Here is a 22,312-nt window from a genome sequence, read left to right as displayed (position 1 = left end):
ATAACTATGAAAATAAGAATTGAACATCTTGGGAAAATATATGCCGGTGGTAAAGAGGCTTTACGTGATTTGAATTTAGAAATAGAATCCGGTATGTTTGGTTTGCTGGGACCGAACGGGGCGGGTAAAACGACTTTGATGCGCATAATGACGTTATTGCAGAATCCGACTTCCGGCACGATATTTTTTGATGATTATGATTTATCGAAAGACAGGAAAGCGATTCGTTCTATGCTGGGGTATTTGCCACAGGATTTTCGTACTTTTCAAAAGTTTCGGGCTTGGGAGTTTTTAGATTATAGTGCGGGACTTGCCGGTATTGAAAAAAAGAAACGGGGGGAGCTTGTTGACGAAATGTTGAGGAAAGTGGGACTTTACGAGGAACGTGACCGTTGGGCAAATCGCTTGTCCGGGGGTATGAAACGTCGGCTAGGCATAGCGCAAGCGATTATCGGGAATCCCAAGATTATCATTGTCGATGAACCTACAACCGGACTCGACCCGGAAGAGCGTATCCGTTTCCGGAATATTCTGTCGGATATAAGTGATAAAGATGCGACGATTATATTATCGACACATATCGTGGGGGATATTTCCAGTAGTTGCAAGAATGTTGCTTTGTTAAATCACGGGCAATTAAAGTTCATGGGTACCCCGGGGGAGATGCTCGGACAGGCGAGAGGGAAAGTTTGGGAACTGTTCGTCATGCAAGACGAGTATGAAGCGATAAAAGGGAAATATCCCGTGATCATGACGGTTCCCGAAGACGGGGGACTGAGAATCCAAATTGTGGCAGAAGAAGTTGCAGAATATGCAGACGTGAAGTCAATAGAACCGAATCTGGAACACGCTTACGTTTATTATATGGATTTCGTGTTGAAAGACAAGATGGATATGCAGGCTAAGCGTTTGTAAGTAAAAAACGAGATTCATTCCGAATCTCGTTTTTTTTGGGTAAAATCACGCCCGTAATTTCTGGGCAGTAAATTTGTCGAGTTTGCTCTCGGCGTATTCTTTGGTGACCGTGATGGAGTCGCAGTGTTGCGAGGGAATCTCGAACATCAAGTCGGTCATGATGGCTTCGCAAATGGAACGTAGTCCGCGGGCTCCCAGTTTAAATTCAATAGCCTTGTCAACAATGTATTCGAAGACATCTTCGTTGAAGTTCAACGTGATATTGTCGAGTTCGAATAGTTTGATGTATTGGCGGATGATCGCGTTTTTGGGTTCCGTGAGGATGTTCCGCAGGGCTTGGCGATCCAGTGGCTCCAAGTAAGTCAATACCGGAAGACGCCCGATGATCTCGGGAATCAACCCGAAAGACTTCAAGTCTTGCGGGGCGATGTATTGCAACATGTTGTCACGGTCGAGAAGGAAAGTTTCTTTGCTTGCCGTGAATCCTACCACTTGGGTGTTCATACGTTGGGCAATCTTTTTCTCGACACCGTCGAATGCTCCGCCACAGATGAAGAGGATATTCTTGGTGTTTACCGGGATCATCTTCTGGTCAGGGTGTTTGCGTCCGCCTTGCGGGGGTACGTTCACGATAGAACCTTCCAGTAGTTTCAATAAACCTTGTTGCACGCCTTCGCCGCTGACATCACGGGTGATGGACGGGTTGTCGCCTTTGCGGGCGATCTTGTCGATCTCGTCAATAAAGACGATACCTTTTTCTGCCGCATCCACGTCGTAGTCGGCTGCTTGCAATAAGCGTGTCAGGACGGATTCGATGTCCTCGCCCACGTATCCCGCTTCCGTCAGCACGGTGGCGTCCACGATAGTGAAAGGCACGTGCAGCATTTTGGCAATCGTGCGTGCCAGCAAGGTTTTCCCCGTTCCCGTGCGACCGACCATGATGATGTTGGACTTCTCGATCTCCACGTCGTCGTTACCGGGCTTTTGTGTCAATCGTTTATAATGGTTGTAAACAGCCACGGCAAGGTGTTTTTTCGCCTCGTCCTGACCAATCACGTATTGATCCATGAATTGTTTGATCTCTATCGGTTTCTTGACCTCGATATGATCCATGTCTAAAGGGGTGGAATGGCCTCTTTGTTCCTCTTGCACGATGTCGTACGCCTGTTGGGCACACATCTCGCAAATGAAACCGTCCATCCCGGCAATCAGAAGATCCACTTCGTCACGTGATCTTCCGCAAAACGAACATTTATCTTGCATTATTTATGATTCCGAGTTAAAACAGTGTCAATCATTCCGTATTCTTTCGCTTCCACAGCAGTCATCCAATAGTCGCGGTCTGAGTCTTTTTCCACTTTTTTCAGCGGGTTACCGGAATGATCGGCGATGATTTGGTAAAGTTCTTTTTTCAATTTCATGATTTCCCGTGCCGTGATCTCGATATCGGATGCCTGACCTTGGGCACCGCCCATCGGTTGGTGTATCATGATGCGGGAGTGTTGCAGCGCGGAACGTTTTCCTTTGGTGCCTGCCGTCATCAGCACGGCACCCATGGATGCGGCCATACCGGTACAGATGGTTGCCACGTCACATTTGATGTATTGCATCGTGTCATAGATTCCGAGTCCGTCGTACACGCTACCGCCCGGGGTGTTGAAATAGATCTGCACGTCTTTGGTTGGATCGGCTGATTCCAAAAATAACAATTGCGCCATAACGATATTTGCCACGGTGTCGTCAATCGGTACCCCGAGGAATATAATACGGTCCATCATTAATCTTGAAAAAACGTCCATGCTTGCCACGTTCAATTGGCGCTCCTCGATGATCGTCGGGGATATATAGCTGGCAGTAGCTGATTCGATACGATGTAGATTCAGGCTACTGATTCCTTTATGCTTCATGGCATATTTCTTGAATTCGTCTTGTGAAAACATAAGTCCTGTTTTTTTAGTTATTCGGCTGCTAAGTTACGAAAAAAGGGTGAGAAAAGATACACTTCGTTGGTTTTATCGCCAAACAATCTCTATCACGTGGTCAATGTCCGCGGGGATTTCTTCCAGTTGGAGCAAGATGCCTTCTTTCGTTTTCTTGTATTTTACCGGGGTTTTATCTTTGAAACGTGCAATGCTTTTGACTTTTTTACCCGTGATGGGAAGTAGGAGTTCGGTTTTGTCCAGATTAAGGATGTGAACATATAATTTATTATCTTTTTGCGTGGTTACTCCCCACGGTTGATGGGGGACAATACCTGCCCGGGTGCCGTAGAGTGTTTCGCCGTAAGTTTTCATCCATTCCCCGATTTCTTTCAAACGCGTGACCGAGCCTTCGGGAAAATCTCCGCCGGGGCGGGGGCCCACGTTCAGGAGAAGGTTGGCGTTGTTGCCGGAGGCACCGACCAGCGTGTGAATAAGTTGTTTGGTCGATTTGAAGTTCCGGTCATTGATGTTGTATCCCCACGTGTTGTTCATGGTTTCGCAGCTTTCCAACGGGAGGGTGCTGATTTCGGCATCGGCGGAGTAACCTGCCTTGTTTTGCCCGGGAAGGTCACGCTCGAACATCTGGAAGTCTTCGCCCTCGAAGGGTGCTTTGTGGTGATTGTTACCGATGAGGCACCCCGGTTGCAGGCGGTGGACTAACGTGTATTGTCTTTCCAGTTGCCAGTCTGCGTCCGGTTTGTCCCACCAGCCGTCGAACCAGATACCCCCGATAGAACCGTAGTTCGTGAGCAGTTCGGTGAGTTGGGCATCCATGAATTTCAAGTAGTCTTCCCATGTTCCGGAAGGCGTGCGCCCGGTGTTGCGCCCGGTACGTCCCCACGGGTAGTAGTCGGGACGGTGCCAGTCGATATGCGAGTAATACAGGAATAGTTTCAGCCCGTGCTTTTGGCAGGCTTCGGCGAGTTCCTTGATGACGTCCCGTTTGAACGGGGTTGCTTTCACCACGTTGTAGTCCGATTGTTTGGTGTCGAACATGGAAAAGCCGTCATGGTGCCGTGACGTGAAACAGATGTATTTCATCCCGGCGTCTTTGGCAGTGCGTACCCATTCGTCGGCGTTGAATTTGGAAGGGTAGAAGCCGTCCGCCAGTTTTTGGTATTCTTCTTCATTTAGGTTTTTGTTGGTAAGCACCCATTCCCCGTCCGCCAGCATGCTGTATATTCCCCAGTGGATGAACATACCGAATTTAGCGTCCCGGAACCATTGTCTGTTTTCCAAGTTTTCTTTCGATGGGGTATACTTCTCTTGCGCGAGGCTGAATGATGATATTCCACCTAATAATAAAAGCGTGATAATGAATATTTTTCTCATGATATGGTTTTGATTAAATTTTTCACGAAAATAGTAAATGTGTGTTTATTATCAAATATTCGGGGGTAGGATAGAATTATTTTAAAATAAATACATGAAAAAGCTTGCATATCCGAATAATAGAGATACCTTTGTTCCGAATTGAGTTGATTCCTTTGTTTTAAATCACTTTCCTAACATGTATTTGTATCGTTAAGTAGACTTTTATTCAATGCACACCTCAATCACTATTAATTAATTATTAAAATTGTACTTGATGAACATTTACATTTCAAATTTAAGCTATGGCGTTGATGACGCTGATTTAAGCACATTGTTTGCAGAATACGGAGAGATTGTATCTGCTAAAGTTATTATGGACAGAGAGTCAGGAAGATCAAGAGGCTTCGGTTTCGTTGAATTGGCTGACGATACTTTGGGACAAAAAGCGATCGACGAATTGAACGGTGCTGAATATGACGGTAAAGTGATTAACGTTAATGTGGCTAAACCGAGAGAAGAAAGATCAAACGGTGGTAACCGCGGAGGTTATAACAGAGGTGGCGGTAATCGCGGAGGTTATAATTCAAACAGAAGATATTAATATATCGATATGGTACAGAAGAGAGGCTTGGTTTTCAAGCCTCTTTTTTTGTTTTAGGTATAACCGCTTTTCTTTGATGCTCCTCTAGGGCTTCGCTATGGTTTGTCTTGACTATCTACATAGCATGAACATAGCATAAACACAGCATGAACGTAGCATGAACACTGGTGGGCGTTTTTGCTGTGACTCAGCACCGAATGGGCTTGGATTATAGTAGGGGGCATCCATCGTGATACAATGGACTTTCGATAGGTCTGCACCAAATGTGGGAGTATTTTTATATATTAATGCGATTCTGTCTGCAAAAACCTTTATATTTGTCCGTATGAATGGCGAGATTGGCGTAATAGAGAAAGTTTTTGCCGCGATTAAGAGTGGTGATCAACGGGCATTTGAACAAATGTTTCGGATGTTTTATATTCCCTTGTGTGACTATGCTGTTATGATTCTAGGAGAACAAGCTGAAGCGGAGGATGTGGTACAGGATCTTTTCATGCATATTTGGAAGAGTAGAGCGAAAATGGAAGTTCAGGAATCGGTGAAATCTTATCTTTTTACATCCGTGCGTTTCCGTGCGTTGAACGTGTTGAAGCATAAAATAGTGGAGCGGAAACACGGGGCATTGTTGACGGAGTTTATTGAAAACTTGCAATGTTCCGATTATTCGGAGGAAGAGGTACAACGTATCGAGCAAATCAAGGAGGTTTTGCAAACTTTACCCTCTCAGTGTCGGGTTGTCTTCACGATGAGTTGTCTTGACGGGAAAAAGTACAAAGAGATCGCGGAAGAATTAGGTATATCGGTTAATACCGTAAAGTCGCATATTATGAAGGCTTACCGGGATATTCGTGCTCGTGTGGGTGGAGAAAGTTCTCCTTTGTTGCTTTTTATCGCTTTACAAATCAATTGATAAATAAGTTTTTGTTTTTTTTCTGAAAAAAGTTCGTTTTTGACTCACCTTTTTTTGAATGATGGTTGTCGTATGTGAAACAAGATAGAGTTATGAACGATTTTTTTATTCATAAATGGGAACAGCTTATTTCCTTGTGGCGGGGAGATGGAGAAGATAATATTGAGGTGAGTGGTGATAATGGGGAAACGGAGAGAATGTTGCGGGAGCAATTCGAGGTCAGGCAAGCGATACGTGGCTTGGAACACTGGAGTTTTGACGTGGAACAAGGATGGCGAAAGGTACGCCCGCGCTCCCTGCGTTTGCGATTAGTGCGGCTCTCAAAATACGCGGCAATGTTGGTCGTTATTTTTTCTTTAACTTATTATTTTGTGCGTCCGGGGGATGAAAAAAAGAAGAGCGAGATGGCACAATCCGACAGGATAGAGCCGGGAAAATTGCAGGCGGAGTTACAGTTGGCAACGGGGGAACGTTTGGTGCTGGATGTACATCAGGTTCTTCATAAGCAAGAAAATAACGGGATTGAGATCGTGAATGACACGGCAAACGGGAAGGTATATTATCGAACTGTCGGTGCTGCCGTCGGCGATAGTATGAAGTTTAATACTTTGGTTGTCCCTAAGGGGGGAGAGTATTCTATGGAATTGCCTGATGGGACGGTCGTGTGGATTAATTCCGAATCTTCTTTAAGGTTCCCGGAAACTTTTGCTCGGGAATGCCGGGAGGTGTATTTGAAGGGAGAGGCCTATTTCGAGGTGAAAAAAGATAAAGACAAGCCTTTTCACGTGTATACGGAATCGGGAGATGTTCGGGTGTTGGGTACAAGTTTTAACGTGAGTGCTTATCCGGGTAACAAGTCATGGCAGACGACATTGGTCGAGGGGGCAGTGATGATTGTCCGGGGGCAGGAAAAGGTCTTGATGAAACCAAACGAACAATATGAGATTGACGAGAGAACGGGAGTGGGGGTGTTGAAGCGGGTTAGCCCGGAACTTTACACTTCGTGGCGGGATGGAAAATTTTATTTCAAGGCATATACTTTCGAAGAGTTGGTCGAACGATTGGAACGATGGTATGATTTCAAAATGTTTTACATGAATGAGAATATTAAATCACGTCGTTTCTCGGGTGTGGTGAATAAACATCAGCCGTTGCAAGAGATGTTAAAGTTTCTTGAGATGACTTCGGATGTGCGTTTTAGCGTGAAAGGGAACGTGGTGACGGCAAGTTTGGATATAAATAAGGAGAACTGATACGGGTAAAAAAGAACGAGAGATTGCGGCTCCCGTTCAGTCTTTAACCCGTGAGGATTAAATAAATAATAATGTAATTACAAATCTATGAAAAAAAATGATGATGTCGGTTTATTCTATTGGAAAAGTAGGATAAAAAAAATGTTATTGCCTATGAAGCTGATTTGTTTTTGGATTTTAGTCGGGTTGTTGCAAGTGCAGGCAACGACTTACGGACAAGCGGAAAGTGTGTCGTTCGAGAAGAAGCAATTGACGATAGATCAAGTGTTCAACACGATAATGACACAGTTGAAGTACGATATTTTTTACAGTGACGACGAGATCGACGTGACGAGGGTGGTGGAGATTCCGGCGTTAAGCGTGAACGTGGAGGAGGTTTTGCGGGTAGTGCTTGGAGAACGTTTCACGTATCGGTTTATTGGTAAAACGATCGTGATTTCTCCCAAAGCAGCGACGCCACAGGTCAAGGAAAGTGTTCGTGTCAAAGGATGGGTGTATGACGAGAAAAAGGAGGCTATGCCGGGAGTGACGGTGAAGGTTGCCGGAATACCTTTGGGGACTTCGACGAATGAGAAAGGATGGTTCGCGATCGATTTGCCGATGCAAGAGGGAAAGCTGGAATTTTCTTTCGTGGGGTATAAGACGAAGCAGATAGATTTCACGGCAAAAACGGACACGTTGCGAATCGTGATGGAGGAAGAGCAGCAACAAGTGGATGAGGTGATTGTAAACGGGTATTTTACCCAAAACAAAAATTCCTATACCGGGTCGGTAACTTCGGTAAAAGGAGAAGAGTTGTTGAAGGTGTCTTCCACGAATATTCTTAAGGCATTGGCTTTTACTGTTCCGGGTTTGCATTTGGTAGAAAATAACGAGCAGGGATCGAATCCCAATGCTATTCCTGAAATCATTATCCGGGGAACAACGGCTTTGGCGGTGAACGGGGAGTACGGGTTGAATACTCCGTTGATTATTCTCGACGGGGTAGAGATTTCGTTGGAGAATTTGTACGATTTGGATATGCAGGATATTGATAATGTCGATGTTTTGAAAGATGCTTCTGCCAAAGCGATATACGGGGATAAGGCAGCTAACGGTGTGATCGTTATTACCCGTAAACGGGTGACAGATTCGAAATTGCGGGTTCGGTATAATTTCATGCCGGATGTGCAGTTTCCGGACGTGTCTTCGTTCGATTTGTGTAACGGTTTGGAGAAGTTGGAACTTGAACGGTTGTGTGGAATATATGATTCCCCGAATGGAGAGTATGACGAGTTGTACTGGCAGCGCAGGAATGCGGTGGAACGGGGTGTACTTACCGATTGGAAATCTATTCCCTTGCGTAATAGTTGGTCGTTCGATCATTCCGTTAATATTTCCGGTCGGGGAAGTGGAGTGGATTATAATGTATCTCTTCGTTACGGGGATACCCGAGGTGTCATGAAAGGGGACTTCCGGCAACGCTACGGGATAGGTATTAATCTGGCTTATTATTATAAAGATTTTCTAACGGTTTCTTATCGTTTGGATATTAGTAAGACGGATACCAAGGATTCTCCTTACGGTACTTTTTCAGATTGGGTAATACGTAATCCTTACGAGATGCCGAAAGATGAATACGGGGATTGGGTTAAGAGTTATAATGCCAAGTTAGACCGTAATCCGTTGTATGAAGCGTCGTTGGAAAGTTTCCGGAAGTCGAAAAGTAAAACGATCACGAATAGTTTAAATATGCGGGTGGATATATTGAAAAGACTTTACGCTAGTGGTAATTTCAATTATTCATTAGGTGATGAACAGTCGGATGATTTTGTTTCTCCCGAGTCTTTCCATTTTTTGGGTAGAGATGCAGATCAGAAAGGTAGCTATACCATTGCGGGGAGAGAACGTAACAGTTGGTCGGGAAATTTGACACTTTCTTATAACTGGACTATTGATGATCAAGGTTCTTTATTAAGTTTGAATGTCGGGGGAACCATGAATAAAGACAAGTCGTACAACTTTAGTTTTGCGGGTATCGGATTTTTGAAACCTATTCTGAATGATATGGGGTTTGCTGCCGGATACGATTCAGGGGCTCCTTCCGGGGCAGAAGCAGTCAGTACCGGTGTCGGGATATATGGGAACTTGAATTTTATTTACCGGAACCGCTATTTCGCGGACGCTTCTTACCGGAGTTCTGCCAGTTCCAGCATGAGTAAGGATAATCGTTGGGCGCCCTATTGGGCAGTGGGAGCGGGTTGGAATGTCCATAATGAAAAGTTCCTCGAAGGGTCCTTTGTTAATATGTTGCGGCTAAAAGCCAGTTATGGGCTTACCGGTAGCAATACGTTGTCAACTTGGGAAACCCGTACTACTTACCGTTATATGAAGGAAAATCAGTTTATTACCGGAATCGGAGCCAAGCCTATAACGATGGCTAATGAATTTCTGAAAGCCTCGAGAACGTACGAGTGGAACATGGGTGTACAGTTTTCTCTTTTTGATGACCGCTTACAATTGGATATGAATTTCTATAATAAGAAAACCAAGGATATGCTTTTAGCGATTTCTTATCCGCCTTCCGTCGGAGTCCAAACTTTGAATAGTAATTTGGGAGAACAGGTAAACAAAGGATATGATTGGAGTTTGTCCGGTGCGATTTTGAAAACTAAAGATTTGCAATGGCGGTTAACCCTGAACGGTCAACACAATCGGGATAAAATCAAGAAAATCAGTAATTCACTGAAATACCGGAATGATGAGAATCGAGAGCAGATGGTGGATCAAGATTTGGTGAATAAAGGAATAGTCAGGGGAATGGCTCCCAAAGTTCAGTTCGAGGAGGGGGAATCATCCACCGCTATTTATGTTGTACGTTCATTGGGTATTGATCCGGCAACCGGTAAGGAGATTTTGGTAAAAAAAGACGGAACACTGACTTTTGATTATGATCCTGCCGATAAGGTGGCGATGGGAAACACGATTCCCGATTTGGAGTTGTCGTTGAGTACTTCTTTTAGCTGGAAAGGTTTTTCCGTGTTTGCCGGAATGAGTATTACTTGCGGCGGTTGGATATATAACGGGACTCGAGCATCAAAGGTTGAGCAGATTGATCCCACTCATAATGTCGATCGTCGGGCTTTTTATGAACGTTGGCATAATCCGGGTGATGTAGTGCATTATATCGGGTACGATCCCATGAGTTTTGTTTATGCCCAAAGTGAGCGGTTTTTAGAAAAAAGAAATGAGTTTTACTTGTCTTCCCTCGGAATTTATTACGAATTTAAACCGGAATGGGTAAAGCATATTTATTTGAAGCGGTTGCGTATAGGAGTGAATTTCTCGGATGTTTTGCGGCTCTCCACCGTGAATTGAACGAGGAACTTCTTATCCTTATATGCGAGGATTTAATTTTACGATCAGTCCGACTTTTTAATTTGACAAGTTATGAAAAAGTATATGTTTCTGTTTATCATCGTGTTCGGGATCAGTTCGTGTAACAGTTTTCTGGATGTAAAACCCAAGAGTGAAATTTTAGGTGATAAGTTGTTTGAAACCCCGGAAGGTTTTGAAGATGCTTTGTACGGGGTGTATACAGGTTTGACACAAGATGCTCTGTACGGGAAAATATTGTCATGGTATTTGCCGGACTTGCTTGCCGGGTATTATATCAAGGAAAATGCAGGTCAACAGTGGGAATTGTTATTGTTTAGTTTTAACTACACGGGAATTTCAGATCGGGGTATGTTTGATAATATCTGGACTAAAATGTACGAGAATATTAATTACGTGAATAGCATTATTCAGAATGTTGATGAGCATAAAGGATTTAAATATTACAAGTTTTATAAAGGGGAAGCTTTGGCTTTACGTGCTTTTATGCATTTTGACTTGTGTAATTGTTTTGCCCCGGCATATCGGGAAGATACCCGTAATTCTCCGGCTATTCCGTTTTATGAAACCTATGAGCCATTAGTATACCCGTTCCGTACTGTGGAGACGATTTATAGGAAAGTGATAGATGATTTGAAAATGGCAGAGGCTTTGCTGGAAGATGAACCGAATTATTTGGCACGGGACAGGAAAGGAATCCCGGGGATCAATGCTTTTATGACCGAACGGCAGTATCACATGAATCTGTATGCCGTACAAGGATTGTTGGCAAGAGTGTATCAGATGCGGAACGATTTGGACAGTGCTATGCTCTACGCCGAGAAAGTAATCCGTTCTGAAAAATTTGACTTTGCCGATAAAACTAATATGGCTTACGAGTATGCTTCTTGTATTTCCAAGGACGAAACGCTCTGGGGGATTTACCCGTTGGCAGAATATGTTGTGCAATTGCAGGAGAATTTCGATTATCCGGATGATGATGTTAATGTTTCGTTATTGCCTTTGAACGGTTTTTGGCTTTATCCCGATTATTACCCTGAAGGGATGGGAGCGGTAGATTATGGTTTTCAAATGCTTTACAAGGTACCGACTTCCGACGGACGACAGGATTACCGGTATAATGGCTGGTTCCGGCAACGTAAAGGCGTGACCGGAAAGCACAGGCGGTTTTATAAAATCTACAATGATACGGGTAAAACTTCCAAGCAAAGGGGAATCAGTATGATGCGGATTTCCGAAATGTATCTGATTATGGCTGAAGGTTTATTAAAGAAGGGGCAAATCACGGAAGCGAGAAAATATTTTGATACTTATACCAGTGCTCGCGGGTTTGTCTTTAAAGAGGGTGAAGCGACATTTGACATGGACCTGATCAATAAAGAGTACCGTAAGGAATTTTTTGGAGAGGGACGGGAATGGTTTAATCGTAAACGACAGAATCTACCCATTTATTCTGCTTATATGAGTTTGGGACAGCCATTCCCGGCTTCAGATGAGAAATATACTTGGCCTATACCTGAAGATGAGTTCGAATACAGGGATGGAGGGAAAGAGGGGGTATATCCATCTGAAACAGATGAACAACAAAATAATTAATAGTAAAGGTTATGAATAAGATAAGATTATTATTATTCGGGATAATAGGTTTCGGGAGTTTGCTATCGTCTTGCGATACCGACTATATGAAGTATGAAGAGGTTAAAGACCGGGTATATTTTTCCAAGTTTTCAGGAGTGGGAACGTCATATAGTAGCTTTCCTTATTGGGAACAAAGTAATCAGTTGTCTAGTACCAGTTGGCTGTTTGTAATGGGGTATCCCATTGATAAAGACCGGGAAGTCCGGATTGAGATTGTTGATAGCCTCACGACAGCTATAGAGGGAGAAGATTTTATATTTCCTGAAAAGTTTGTTATTCCGGCAGGGAAAGTTTCTGTTTATTTACCCGTAATTACTTGGAATCGACGGAAAGAAGGTGATACTCGTTCGGATACATTGAGCGTGGGGATTGCTATTATTGAAAATGAGAATTTTATACCCACGATGGGAGATACATTGAAATTATGTTACGTGCATGGTGAAATAAGTAAACCTCGTTTTTGGTTTGATCAATATTTCGGACCTTTTTCTCCGGGATTGATGTATAAATTTCTTGACCAGTATCATTCCTTGAAAGAAACGAATCCGGAAGCGTATGAATTGCTCTATGCTTATGTCGGGGAATATTGGGATATCAGTGTTTGGCCGAGTCCTGTCGAGTATTTGATTTCAAAATATATTATGACTCCGTTGTATTACTATTACGAGGAACATCCTGAACCCGGTGTTGTTATTCCGCCCATGTATAAATAATTAGAGAGATAGTTATGAAAAAGATAGTTTTATATATTTGGATAGTATTGATGGCATGGTTGGTGCCCGGTGCTTGTATAGACGATAAAACTTCCGGTTTTAAAACGGATGGATCGCCTATCGTGATTTCGGTACAAGATACGGTGGTGTATCAGGATTTCGGTTTTCCTTTAGTGATAGAGCCTGAAATTACCCAATTGCTTCCCGATTTACCCTTGAAATACGAGTGGAGATGGATGGCAATGGACGGAGGAGAGGGAAGTGATTCTTTGAGATTCATTAGTGGAGAGAAAGTCTTTGAGCATGAATTTTCTCGAGCCGGTGTTTTTAAAATTCGATTAAGGGTTGAAAATCAGTATGGAAGTAGTTTTAAGTATTTCACGGCTAATATTCGGGCTCCTTTTGAACGGGGGCTTCTTATCCTGAGTAATGACGAAGAGGATAACGGGCGGCTCTCTTTTGTCCGTTTGAAAGAGGAAAACGAGTTGCTGGATAAGGAGAACACGGATTTTAATTCGAATGCTTTCGGGCAAGCAAATCCCGAAATCATTTTGCGGGGAGCTAGAGATGTAATCTTTGTACGCACTGGGAAGGATTATCCGTATAGTTATGTATTGGCAATCTCTTCCGAACCGGAACAGAAGATTTATTTTCTTAACGGGCGATATTTTTTGATGGAAAATATCGTGGATGTGAAAAAATTCTACCCGGAAGCCTATCCCACGGTATTATGTGGTAATGGAGATAATGCTGCCCGTAAGATGATGTTCGGTACTAACGACCGGATGGGACATCCGGGGGATTGCGGATTTGTACATATGGAAAGTTTTCTCGCCTATCCCGGTGAAACCTCCGGAACGTATGATAAAATAATTGTTGGAGAATATAAAGATGAGGATTGGGGATTGACGACTTATCTTGGATGGTTTATTGATAATATTCATTCAAATGTATGGGGTATCGAGTATGGAAATAGTACATTTACCAGTGGAGAACGATTTACTGGTAAACAGGTCATTAATGGTGCATATATTGATAAATCAGGAAAAATAGTATTGGTGGCTGTCGAGAAAGATGATCCGCGAAAAGTCAGTATTCATAAAAGTGATTTCTATAGTTGGGATTGGGATACCCGGGAAATTGTGTTTGAATCTGATCCTTATATTTACACCGTAGACGGTGATTTGAACTTGACTGCCGATAGCCGGATGGTTTCTAACGGGAAATATCAATACATTTACTATTATCAAGGTAATAAGATTTATCGTTGGGTATATATGGCGCAAGAGCCTGAATTGCCTACTAAGCCCGAACTTATTTTAGATGATCCCGATGATGAAATCACTTGTATGGAGATGAGTCCGAACCGGGAACACATGTGGGTATGCGTGTATAACAAGAATGCGGATACTGAATTGAAAGGAAAATTGTTAATAGTTAATCCGGCTACTATGACGGTAGAGAAAACTATCAAGGGTATTTCAGACCGGGCAATTAAAGTGATGTGGAAACCCGTGGAATTTAATGAAAAGTAGTATGTTTTGTAAAAAGGTACACGTGTTAGGCTTTCTTTTTGTATTTCTATTCGGTTTATTGCTGGTTGGAAATCCTGTTTTTCCGAAGATGATTTCCGGAATAGAGATACAAAAAGAGCGTTTGAAAGCGGGGTGTCCCGCTCTTAATTTCCGCTATAAGGATAATAAAGGACGTTGGGTGGGGTTAAAGGATTTTAAAGGGAAGTATGTTTACATTGATATATGGGCCACGTGGTGTGGTCCATGTAAAGCGGAGATTCCTTATTTGAAACAACTGGAAAAGGAAATGAAGGGTAAAAAAATAGTGTTCGTGAGTATGTCTTGTGATGAGGATAAAGCGGTGTGGGAAAAGTACGTGAAAGAACAACGTTTAAGTGGAGTACAGTTGTGGATGGGGAAGGGGAAAGATATGAAAGATTTCTATCAAATTCAATCCGTACCCCGGTTTATCCTGTTGGATAAAAAGGGTGATATCGTGGATGCATTCATGACTCGCCCTTCTGATGAAAAAACAAAAGAAACGTTGATAAAATTGAAAGGTATATGATGAACGGTAATTTGAAATGTTGTCGGGTTTTATTATTCATGATAGGATTGTTGCTTTGCGCGGGTGGAAAAGTCGGGGGAACGGAATACGTCGTGTTGGTGGGGAAGAATGTGCAAGCTGACCGGGAGTGGAAAAAAGTGGTAGATAAATTGGTCGAAATTCATCAAGCTCAAGTTGTGGAATACGGGGAGTTCACCTCGGAGGCTTTATCCCGGTTGAAAGAACTGGCTCCTCGGTACGTGGCGATAGTAGAGAAGCCGGAACGGATAAATCGTCAATTCGTTATAGACTTGAACCAAATGAGCCGAAAGGTGGACGATGACATTTATACTGATTTCTTGTGGGGAATAATTACCGGTTATGATGCAGATGCCGCTTTGGCACTTGTGGAAAGGGCTCGGACACCCAAAGAGGTGAGATCTGCATGGTGTTTGAGGAACGATGATTTTCGTGATGGGAAGTATTTTGAAAAGATGGGACTTTGTGATCAAGGTGGCGTGTGGTATGAAAAAAATGGAGAAGGTGATACCGTGAGTCGTCATGTCTTTGAAGAGCAAGCTGGTATGAGTGAACGGATGGTGCGTTGGGTGGAAACTGCGCAACCGGATCTGATCGTTTATCAAGTAGAAGAGTTGGGTAATCGGATGCCTTTGTTACAAGGAACCGAGAATGAAGGGGAGATTGTGGTTCCCCGGGAAGGTAAATTGTGGTTGGGTGACCGACGTCTAAAACCGGGCGGGCAATCCCGAGTCTATTTCGCGCAAATGAGCGGGGGGCGAACTCACGCTACTCGTGAGAGTATTCCTGTTGCTTGGATGAATGACGGGAGCGTGACAGCATTTGTCGGTTCCACAACTTTTTCTTTTCATGGACGCGGTACGTGGGGAACTTTGAAGTATTGGTTGACGGATGCCGGACGGTTTACGTTGGCGGAAGCCTATTTTTTGAATCAACAGGATGTCTTGTGGCACCTGAATGAATGGGAGCCGGAATTACTTTATAAGCCTTGCCAATATAGTGATGATCGGATAAAAATGGTACGGCTTTGTTACGGGGCTTATAGTGAACTGCAGGAAAAAGAACCGAACAATCCGGCTTTGATAGATAAATTCGGTTATTGGTACGAACGGGATATTTGGGTCTATTACGGAGATCCGCTTTGGGATGTGCGAGTGAAGGATCTCTCCCATGACCGCCCTTACACGATAACCTCTCGTACAAGAGGGAAAAAGTGTGTTGTAACGATTAAGGTGTCGGCGGATTATACATGGGATAGGCTATGTGGAGAGCTTTTTTCAACTTATGGTATGGGGGATTTGCATTGTGCGGTGGGGAATCTGCCGATTTGTTATTTCTTCCCCGAGCGACTTAGAAATCCCCGGGTAGCAATCTTGCGAGAGATGAATTGGGAGATTAGTGTAAATAAGGACTTTCTTTTTATTCGGGATGCGTTTTTAGAACCGGGAAAGACTTATCGGATTGAATTGGACGTGGATAAATAGAGCGGAAAGAACAAGAGATTGACCGTCCAACTCTTGAATGTTGTGTGGAGTATAGCGAAGGATCTCGTGAAAAACGCCATTGGCGGGAGATTCTTCGCTTCGTTTTGAGTGGAAACGATAGAAAAAAGTCGTTGCTATGAGTTTTTATTTTTTTGAGAGAGGTGCGTTTTGGGCAGAATTATTTTAATTTTGCTGTCCGATTAAACAAATTAAAAACAGAAGAAATGATAGCAAATTGGTTTGAAGCGAAGGTGAAATACGTGAAAGTGGGTGAGGACGGGAAAGAGAAGAAAATGTCCGAGTCGTATTTGTTGGATGCCATGTCTTACACGGAGGCGGAGAGCAGGATCACGGAGTGTTTGAGAGAGATGATTCAGGGGGATTTTTATATTGCCGCGTTGAAGAAGTCGAACGTGACGGAGTTGGTGGAGTCGAATGACGGGAATGACGACAAGTGGTACAAGGCGAAGGTGAACATTATTGATGCCGACCAGATTAGCGGAAAAGAGAAGAAGTCCGGTCAGTATTTCCTGATCGCGGGGTCAGATTTGGAGAGAGCTTTGGTTAATTTGCAAAAGAGTCTGTCTACTTACGTGGTTCCTTTCGAGATCGCTTCTATTGCCGACACGACAATCATGGACGTGTTCCCTTATTTCTCGGATGACGCGGAGGAGAGGATTCCTTCGAATCTGAAACCTCTCGGTGAGATGGAGGCGAATACCGAAGAATTCGAATAGGGAAAAACTGCCGTAATCATATGGTAATCCTTGGGTTATACTACCTCTTCTTTCTTACAGCTATGATATAGAATGCTTGTAGCAACGATTTTTATCGGGGATACAAGTGTTTGCTAGGGGTGTTGTGAGCGGGAAGAGGTAGTTTTACGATAGGATTACTTGGGGAAAACCCGAATGAGGGCTTACTCTAAAATATTGTCCAATATTTTGTACTGTGCGTTGAAAAACAGCCTTCTCTCGAAACGTCCGCTTTGGGAGAGTAGGGTGGAGATGTTGCAAAAGGAGTTTATCCATTCTTTCACCTTGGTGAAGTCTTCCTCGGAATTCTCTATCATGGAGAAACTGAAGTTGCTTTGAAACGTGGCAAAGTGTCTGTTACCGGATTGATAATAGTTGCTTGTAAAGCCGATATTGACGGAGGAAACATAGAAGGTCGTTTCCGGCGGATATGGGATTGCGGGTACACGGGTACCATTTAATGTCATTTCGATATTTGATAAGAGCTCGTGAAGTTCTTCCTTTATATCTTCTTTTTCTCGTGTCGTGATAATGTTCATTTTGTAGAAATTGTCAATTTCTCTGGCTAATATCCAGATTAATGAATTATCCCAGACGTAGAAAACTTCTCGAAAGTTGTATGTGTCAATGTATTCTCCTGCAAGGGTAGATAATTTGTGGGGAAGTTCCCATGAAGAAAAATGATTGAATTCTTCCGACCGGATGAAGTAATTTCCCCATTTGAAGAACATGAATTTCATAATCATGGGAAAATGGATGAAAAATTCCAGCGGTAGGACGTGGTAAACATTTCCCATTTGTCCGGGAATGTCCCGGTTGATGTATTCGATTCGTTGGATGTTTTGCTCTATCATGTCACACAAGCAATCCATGGAATGAAATTTCAAGGGGATTTCCAGCACGACGGGATGCCATTGATGGTTTTCTGCTTTGTAAAGTAGTCTGTCGATAGAGATATTCAGTTCTTTTGCCAATATTCCCATTTCCCGGATAGAGAAATTCACTTTTCTTGCCAATCTCCTGTAAATGGATTCCTTTTCTAATTTTAGAATGTCGGATACCAAATTTATCAGATCTGCCCTTTTGGGGATTTTCTTGTATAATTCATCAATGAATTCGTCATGGAGATCCTTCTTTTTCATCATGGTTTGTATTTATTTGAAGATGGAATATGTTAAATTCAATATCAAAAATAACTATAAATACGGAGTTTTTTGATAAATATTAGCTTAAAATGCGTTTAAGTATAATATTCGAGTGTCATGTTTTTCTTTTCTCCGTTTAGGAGAAATTTTCCGGTATTTTTCCTCTGTTTAGGAGGAAGTTACTGAATGGTTTCCTATCATTGAGCGGGATAGAAAAATTGTTCGCCCGAAACTTCTCCGGGATGTTCAATTCCGGTGGTAGGAGTTGGATAAAGTTGTCTTTTTCAAGCGATAACAATGGTTTACATTTGCATTAAGAAAATTAAATCTGTATGCAAAGTAAAAGATTTATATTATTAATCATGGTGATTTCGTTCTGCACGTTAGCCCGTGCTCAAAAAATCGCATTGAAAAATAACCTGCTGATGGACGGTATGGCATCTCCGAATCTGGGTGTGGAATTCAAGGTCGGGGTGCGTACCACGTTGGATGTTCCCGTCAGTTGGAATTTGTGGAGTTTCAGCAATGATAAGAAGTTCAAGCATTTTGCCGTGCAGCCGGAATTACGGTGGTGGAAATGTCAACCGTTCACGGGACATTTCTTGGGTGTTCACGCTCATTACGCTTCTTATAACGCGGGAGGTATCGGACCTTTCAGAACGATAAAGGATAACCGGTACGAGGGATGGTTGGCGGGTGTCGGCGTGAGCTACGGTTATAACTGGATATTCGCACCCCGCTGGTCGCTGGAAGCTACTGTCGGGACAGGATACGCTTATATGTCGCACGATAAATTCCCGTGTGGCAAGTGTAAACCCAAGATCGGGCATAAGACCGCGCATTATTTCGGGTTGACGAAACTCGGGTTGACTCTTGTGTTTCTGATAAAATAATACAGACTATGAAAATCGATGGTAAGATGAGGTTTAAAATGGTGGCTCTGGCTGGGCTCGTGTTGCTTTTTATGGCTCCTGTCGCTTTAGTTGCCCAACAGAAAGTGTCAGACGTGCGAGTGGTGGTGCGTGACGTGCGGCAGGAGCGTGACAGTATACGTGTTGTGCTTGATATTGAGGCTATCGGGATTTCTGTCCCTGCCCGAGGTCAGATGTACCTTTTCCCGGTGATTCGTTCCGGGATGAACGAGAGGAAGCTGCTGCCTGTCGTTATCAGCGGCAGGATTCAACAGGCGGTGGTGAACAGGGTTGAAAGGCTTTCGGGGCGTGTCGAACCCGTGTACGCGTCTTTCTCCGCGAGGGGGCAAAAGTTTTTTCACGAGAGGATAAGTTACAGTGCGACGATTCCTCTCGAAAGTTGGATGAGGGATGCGAATGTTGCCATGGCACAGGAACGGCGCAATTGCAGGGGTGAGTTTCATCACCTTTCCATGGAGGTTATCGCTGATAGAATCCGTTTTGCGGAAAGGCCGACACGTGTAATTTACGAGCTCCCCGTGGAACTTCCCGTCCCGCCGCGGGAGGAGATAAAGATCAGAACGGAGTCCGGCGAGGCACAGATTATCTATACGGTAGGCAACGCGGAGATTAAACCCATGTTAGCCAATAACCGGAACGAGTTGGATAAGATTCGGCAGAGTATTGAAAAGGTGAGAAAAGTACAAGGAGTGAAAATTAACTCCGTTACGATTTCTTCTTACGCGTCACCCGAGGGGACGTGGGAGTATAACCTTAAACTGTCGGAACGGCGGGCGGCTTCGCTCACGGGGTGGCTTCGCGGGAATTATGATCTCGCGGGAATCGCTCTTTCTTCGCGAGGTTACGGGGAGGATTGGGAAGGACTTGAAAAATTAGTTCGGGAAGATCCGGTCATGCCCGAGGGCGAAAAAGGACGAGTGCTCGAAATTATCGGGAATACGGATGTATTTGACGGGCGCGAGAGGCTGTTGATGCAGTATAATGAAGGACGGACTTATCGTTATATGCTTGCCAATCTTTTTCCCATGCTTCGCCGGAGTGCCTATCGGATTACTTTCACGGTTCCCGAATACTCGATCGAAACCATAAAGGAAGTGTTCAAATCTTACCCGAGTATGTTGTCTTTGTACGAGTTTTACCTGCTTGCCAATCAATATGAACCCGGTAGCACTCAATTCAAGGAGGTTATCGTGCAGGCGGCAAGGATATTCCCGGAGGAAAAAAGCAGCCGCATCACGATGGGCGTGTTTAGTTACTTGTCAAATGATGTGTCGGCGGCGTTGAAGTTCTTGCAGGGACTGGAGGATGAGCCCGAAGCATGGATCTATTTCTCTGCGTTCCATGCCCGCAATAATGAGTTGGACAAAGCGGAATATTATGCGAAGAAGGCGGCGGCTACCGGTAATACCGATGCGGCAGCACATCTTAGATTGATTGAACGATACAAGGCAGATGAAAATGTTTATCAGGAGAAATTGAAAGATTGGGAAATGTATGGAATGGATTGATTCCACGATGATTGAAAATATAATTATTGTCCATTAAAAACACGACTAAATGAAGATGAAAATGATTCTAATGTCAATGTTGGCGATAGCGGCATTGACCGGTTGCAGTAAAAGTGATAGCGATAATGATCCGCCGATAATAAGTGATGCGGATGTTGCTTATCTTTCCATTAAAATTGCAACGCAAAACACATCAGCCCGTTCTTCGGGCGAGGAAAGCGGAACGAACGAGAGTGACTTGAAAAACCTTTATCTGTTGTTCTTCGATGAGGCGGAAAATATAGTGGGAATCCCGGGTACGACGGATTACCTTGTGAAGATTCCGAATGCTTCTTCAAGCCCGTCAGCCGTTAAGGTCTCTGCGGCGGCGACCAAACTTTTGGTGATAGCCAATCCCGGCGACAAGTTGGAGGGAATGTTGAACGATATTAACGTAACGACGACTTTTAGCACGGTTAACACGGCAATCAAAGAGGCTACCCGAGAGGAGATCACGGATGTCGTTCTGCCTATTGCCAAAGGTTTTACCATGATTAATAGTGGCGATGAAACCGGGAAAGATGCCGGGGATAAGATTTCCGATCCTTTGATTGACATCAGCGGTAAAATTCAGAAAGTGACGAAGGACGTGGATGACGACGAGGCAAAGGAGGCTGCCGAGAAAACAGGTAACAGGGTGCAGGTGAAGATCGAACGTCTGGCTTCCAAACTGGAACTCAGTCTTAAAGGTAATATAGAGGTAAAACCTGACGGGGCAACATTTGTTTTCGGTAACTGGACTTTGGATGCCGTGAACAGTACGTTCTATCCTTTCGCGGAGAAGGCGCTACTTTCGGTTACTCATTCGAATGATGGAAGTTATACCAGTAATTTTTACACGGTTGACCCGAATTACACGAATGATGTCGGTATCGTGAATGCCACGGTAAATAGTAGTACTTATAATCCGGTATTGGTGTCGCCGTACACGTGGATGGCTACCGCGGATAAGACTTATTGTATCGAGAATACGATGTCTGCCGCCGAACAGAAGTTCGAGAATGCTACCCGTCTGGTGATTAAAGGCACGTATTATCCACCGGGACGCGCTAGTGGGGGCGACTGGTTTAATTTTGCCGGGAGTAATTTCACTGATTTTGCGGCATTGAAAGCTGCTTACAATGCTGTCGATGTCGGACCGAATTTGAAGGCTGCCTGCGAGAAAATGTACACTAAAATAAAGGAGTACGCGGATGCGCACAGCGAGGTGACTCTTACCGGTACTTCGTTCGCCACTCTTTTGGAAACGGATTTGTCACAAATCCCGAATGGCGGAGAGGTTATCAAGGATGGTAAGAATCCTGTTATCCGTTGGTACCAGAACGGGCTTTGTTATTACTATTACGAAATACGTCATGATAATGAAACAACGCAGGAGATGGCTTTTGCCAAATACGGCGTCGTTCGTAATAACTGGTATAAATTGACCTTGGGTTCCGTGAAAGGTGCGGGAACTCCTTGGTATCCGGATATTGACAATCCGGGACCCGGTGATCCGGACCCGAAAGATCCGATTGACGGGACGGTAGGATATATCGGTATCACGGTTGAGGTAGCACCGTGGATCGTTTGGGAAAACGAAATAGGGATTTAGGGATTTTTGATTCGGTGATTCCTTGATTTAGTGATTGACGATTCAGTGATTCAT

Annotated in this window: 18 protein-coding genes; 14 read left to right on the top strand and 4 right to left on the bottom strand. The window is 43.8% G+C overall.

What is annotated here, in order from left to right:
• The first annotated feature begins 6 nt into the window (after positions 1-6).
• The gene (locus tag H8S64_RS15580; RefSeq protein ID WP_186977269.1) at positions 7-915 is read left to right on the top strand and encodes an ABC transporter ATP-binding protein; all 909 of its coding nucleotides are present in this window, start codon (positions 7-9) and stop codon (positions 913-915) included.
• Positions 916-960: 45 nt separating this feature from the next.
• On the opposite strand, the gene clpX is transcribed toward H8S64_RS15580, so the two are convergent.
• The 3 genes from clpX to H8S64_RS15565 all read right to left on the bottom strand — a co-directional run bounded on the left by clpX (position 961) and on the right by H8S64_RS15565 (position 4,229).
• Positions 961-2,178, bottom strand: a complete 1,218-nt coding sequence (gene clpX, locus H8S64_RS15575) for an ATP-dependent Clp protease ATP-binding subunit ClpX (protein ID WP_099289977.1) — start codon at positions 2,176-2,178, stop codon at positions 961-963.
• A complete protein-coding gene (gene clpP, locus H8S64_RS15570) occupies positions 2,178-2,855 on the bottom strand; it encodes an ATP-dependent Clp endopeptidase proteolytic subunit ClpP (protein ID WP_099289978.1) in 678 nt (225 codons plus the stop codon). The genes clpX and clpP overlap by 1 nt, the downstream gene beginning before the upstream one ends.
• Positions 2,856-2,927: 72 nt before the next feature.
• Positions 2,928-4,229: an alpha-L-fucosidase gene (locus H8S64_RS15565; RefSeq protein ID WP_186977267.1), complete on the bottom strand. Its 1,302-nt coding sequence runs from the start codon at positions 4,227-4,229 to the stop codon at positions 2,928-2,930.
• 256 nt (positions 4,230-4,485) lie between these two features.
• Between H8S64_RS15565 and rbp the strand changes: the two genes are divergently transcribed.
• From rbp to H8S64_RS15515, 10 genes are all read left to right on the top strand, one after another.
• Positions 4,486-4,812, top strand: a complete 327-nt coding sequence (gene rbp / locus H8S64_RS15560; RefSeq protein ID WP_099289980.1) for an RNA-binding regulator — start codon at positions 4,486-4,488, stop codon at positions 4,810-4,812.
• Positions 4,813-5,137: 325 nt separating this feature from the next.
• On the top strand, positions 5,138-5,722 hold the full coding sequence (locus H8S64_RS15555) for an RNA polymerase sigma-70 factor (protein WP_186977265.1): 585 nt from the start codon (positions 5,138-5,140) through the stop codon (positions 5,720-5,722).
• A 92-nt stretch (positions 5,723-5,814) separates the two neighbouring features.
• Positions 5,815-6,975 (top strand): FecR family protein, encoded by a 1,161-nt coding sequence (locus tag H8S64_RS15550; RefSeq protein WP_186977263.1) that lies wholly within the window; start codon positions 5,815-5,817, stop codon positions 6,973-6,975.
• A 153-nt stretch (positions 6,976-7,128) separates the two neighbouring features.
• Entirely contained in the window at positions 7,129-10,332 is a 3,204-nt protein-coding gene (locus H8S64_RS15545; RefSeq protein WP_186977262.1) for a SusC/RagA family TonB-linked outer membrane protein, read from the top strand.
• A 72-nt stretch (positions 10,333-10,404) separates the two neighbouring features.
• Positions 10,405-11,946, top strand: coding sequence for a RagB/SusD family nutrient uptake outer membrane protein (locus tag H8S64_RS15540; RefSeq protein ID WP_186977261.1), 1,542 nt, complete (start codon positions 10,405-10,407; stop codon positions 11,944-11,946).
• Between the two features lie 11 nt (positions 11,947-11,957).
• The gene (locus tag H8S64_RS15535) at positions 11,958-12,701 is read left to right on the top strand and encodes a DUF4843 domain-containing protein (RefSeq protein WP_186977260.1); all 744 of its coding nucleotides are present in this window, start codon (positions 11,958-11,960) and stop codon (positions 12,699-12,701) included.
• A 14-nt stretch (positions 12,702-12,715) separates the two neighbouring features.
• Positions 12,716-14,236 carry a hypothetical protein gene (locus H8S64_RS15530; RefSeq protein ID WP_186977259.1) on the top strand — a complete coding sequence of 507 codons (1,521 nt, stop codon included), beginning with the start codon at positions 12,716-12,718 and terminating at the stop codon, positions 14,234-14,236.
• 1 nt (position 14,237) lies between these two features.
• A complete protein-coding gene (locus H8S64_RS15525) occupies positions 14,238-14,783 on the top strand; it encodes a TlpA family protein disulfide reductase (RefSeq protein ID WP_186977258.1) in 546 nt (181 codons plus the stop codon).
• Positions 14,780-16,285 carry a hypothetical protein gene (locus H8S64_RS15520; protein ID WP_186977257.1) on the top strand — a complete coding sequence of 502 codons (1,506 nt, stop codon included), beginning with the start codon at positions 14,780-14,782 and terminating at the stop codon, positions 16,283-16,285. The genes H8S64_RS15525 and H8S64_RS15520 overlap by 4 nt, the downstream gene beginning before the upstream one ends.
• A 224-nt stretch (positions 16,286-16,509) precedes the next feature.
• Complete coding sequence (locus tag H8S64_RS15515) at positions 16,510-17,022, top strand: DUF4494 domain-containing protein (RefSeq protein WP_186977256.1); 513 nt, start codon at positions 16,510-16,512, stop codon at positions 17,020-17,022.
• 182 nt (positions 17,023-17,204) lie between these two features.
• On the opposite strand, the gene H8S64_RS15510 is transcribed toward H8S64_RS15515, so the two are convergent.
• Complete coding sequence (locus H8S64_RS15510) at positions 17,205-18,182, bottom strand: hypothetical protein (protein WP_186977254.1); 978 nt, start codon at positions 18,180-18,182, stop codon at positions 17,205-17,207.
• A gap of 335 nt (positions 18,183-18,517) precedes the next feature.
• Here H8S64_RS15510 and H8S64_RS15505 point away from each other — a divergent pair, with 335 nt between their 5' ends.
• Genes H8S64_RS15505 through H8S64_RS15495 form a run of 3 tightly spaced genes read left to right on the top strand, consistent with a single transcriptional unit; the run spans position 18,518 to position 22,258 of the window.
• Complete coding sequence (locus tag H8S64_RS15505; protein ID WP_186977252.1) at positions 18,518-19,078, top strand: DUF3575 domain-containing protein; 561 nt, start codon at positions 18,518-18,520, stop codon at positions 19,076-19,078.
• 8 nt (positions 19,079-19,086) lie between these two features.
• A complete protein-coding gene (locus tag H8S64_RS15500) occupies positions 19,087-20,625 on the top strand; it encodes an OmpA family protein (RefSeq protein WP_186977250.1) in 1,539 nt (512 codons plus the stop codon).
• Between the two features lie 49 nt (positions 20,626-20,674).
• The gene (locus H8S64_RS15495; RefSeq protein ID WP_186977248.1) at positions 20,675-22,258 is read left to right on the top strand and encodes an Mfa1 family fimbria major subunit; all 1,584 of its coding nucleotides are present in this window, start codon (positions 20,675-20,677) and stop codon (positions 22,256-22,258) included.
• The last annotated feature ends 54 nt before the right edge of the window (positions 22,259-22,312 follow it).

Origin of the sequence: Butyricimonas hominis, assembly GCF_014287455.1 — a bacterium.
Taxonomy (GTDB): domain Bacteria; phylum Bacteroidota; class Bacteroidia; order Bacteroidales; family Marinifilaceae; genus Butyricimonas; species Butyricimonas muris.
Note: the sequence above shows the minus strand (reverse complement) of the source record. Positions and strands in the feature narration are given on the sequence as shown.

What these genes read in the sequence shown, in the direction of transcription:
- H8S64_RS15580 (WP_186977269.1), top strand. Translation starts at nt 7, where the DNA reads ATGAAAATAAGAATTGAACATCTTGGGAAAATATATGCCGGTGGTAAA.
- clpX (WP_099289977.1), bottom strand. Translation starts at nt 2,178, where the DNA reads ATGCAAGATAAATGTTCGTTTTGCGGAAGATCACGTGACGAAGTGGAT.
- clpP (WP_099289978.1), bottom strand. Translation starts at nt 2,855, where the DNA reads ATGTTTTCACAAGACGAATTCAAGAAATATGCCATGAAGCATAAAGGA.
- H8S64_RS15565 (WP_186977267.1), bottom strand. Translation starts at nt 4,229, where the DNA reads ATGAGAAAAATATTCATTATCACGCTTTTATTATTAGGTGGAATATCA.
- rbp (WP_099289980.1), top strand. Translation starts at nt 4,486, where the DNA reads ATGAACATTTACATTTCAAATTTAAGCTATGGCGTTGATGACGCTGAT.
- H8S64_RS15555 (WP_186977265.1), top strand. Translation starts at nt 5,138, where the DNA reads ATGAATGGCGAGATTGGCGTAATAGAGAAAGTTTTTGCCGCGATTAAG.
- H8S64_RS15550 (WP_186977263.1), top strand. Translation starts at nt 5,815, where the DNA reads ATGAACGATTTTTTTATTCATAAATGGGAACAGCTTATTTCCTTGTGG.
- H8S64_RS15545 (WP_186977262.1), top strand. Translation starts at nt 7,129, where the DNA reads ATGAAGCTGATTTGTTTTTGGATTTTAGTCGGGTTGTTGCAAGTGCAG.
- H8S64_RS15540 (WP_186977261.1), top strand. Translation starts at nt 10,405, where the DNA reads ATGAAAAAGTATATGTTTCTGTTTATCATCGTGTTCGGGATCAGTTCG.
- H8S64_RS15535 (WP_186977260.1), top strand. Translation starts at nt 11,958, where the DNA reads ATGAATAAGATAAGATTATTATTATTCGGGATAATAGGTTTCGGGAGT.
- H8S64_RS15530 (WP_186977259.1), top strand. Translation starts at nt 12,716, where the DNA reads ATGAAAAAGATAGTTTTATATATTTGGATAGTATTGATGGCATGGTTG.
- H8S64_RS15525 (WP_186977258.1), top strand. Translation starts at nt 14,238, where the DNA reads ATGTTTTGTAAAAAGGTACACGTGTTAGGCTTTCTTTTTGTATTTCTA.
- H8S64_RS15520 (WP_186977257.1), top strand. Translation starts at nt 14,780, where the DNA reads ATGATGAACGGTAATTTGAAATGTTGTCGGGTTTTATTATTCATGATA.
- H8S64_RS15515 (WP_186977256.1), top strand. Translation starts at nt 16,510, where the DNA reads ATGATAGCAAATTGGTTTGAAGCGAAGGTGAAATACGTGAAAGTGGGT.
- H8S64_RS15510 (WP_186977254.1), bottom strand. Translation starts at nt 18,182, where the DNA reads ATGAAAAAGAAGGATCTCCATGACGAATTCATTGATGAATTATACAAG.
- H8S64_RS15505 (WP_186977252.1), top strand. Translation starts at nt 18,518, where the DNA reads ATGCAAAGTAAAAGATTTATATTATTAATCATGGTGATTTCGTTCTGC.
- H8S64_RS15500 (WP_186977250.1), top strand. Translation starts at nt 19,087, where the DNA reads ATGAAAATCGATGGTAAGATGAGGTTTAAAATGGTGGCTCTGGCTGGG.
- H8S64_RS15495 (WP_186977248.1), top strand. Translation starts at nt 20,675, where the DNA reads ATGAAGATGAAAATGATTCTAATGTCAATGTTGGCGATAGCGGCATTG.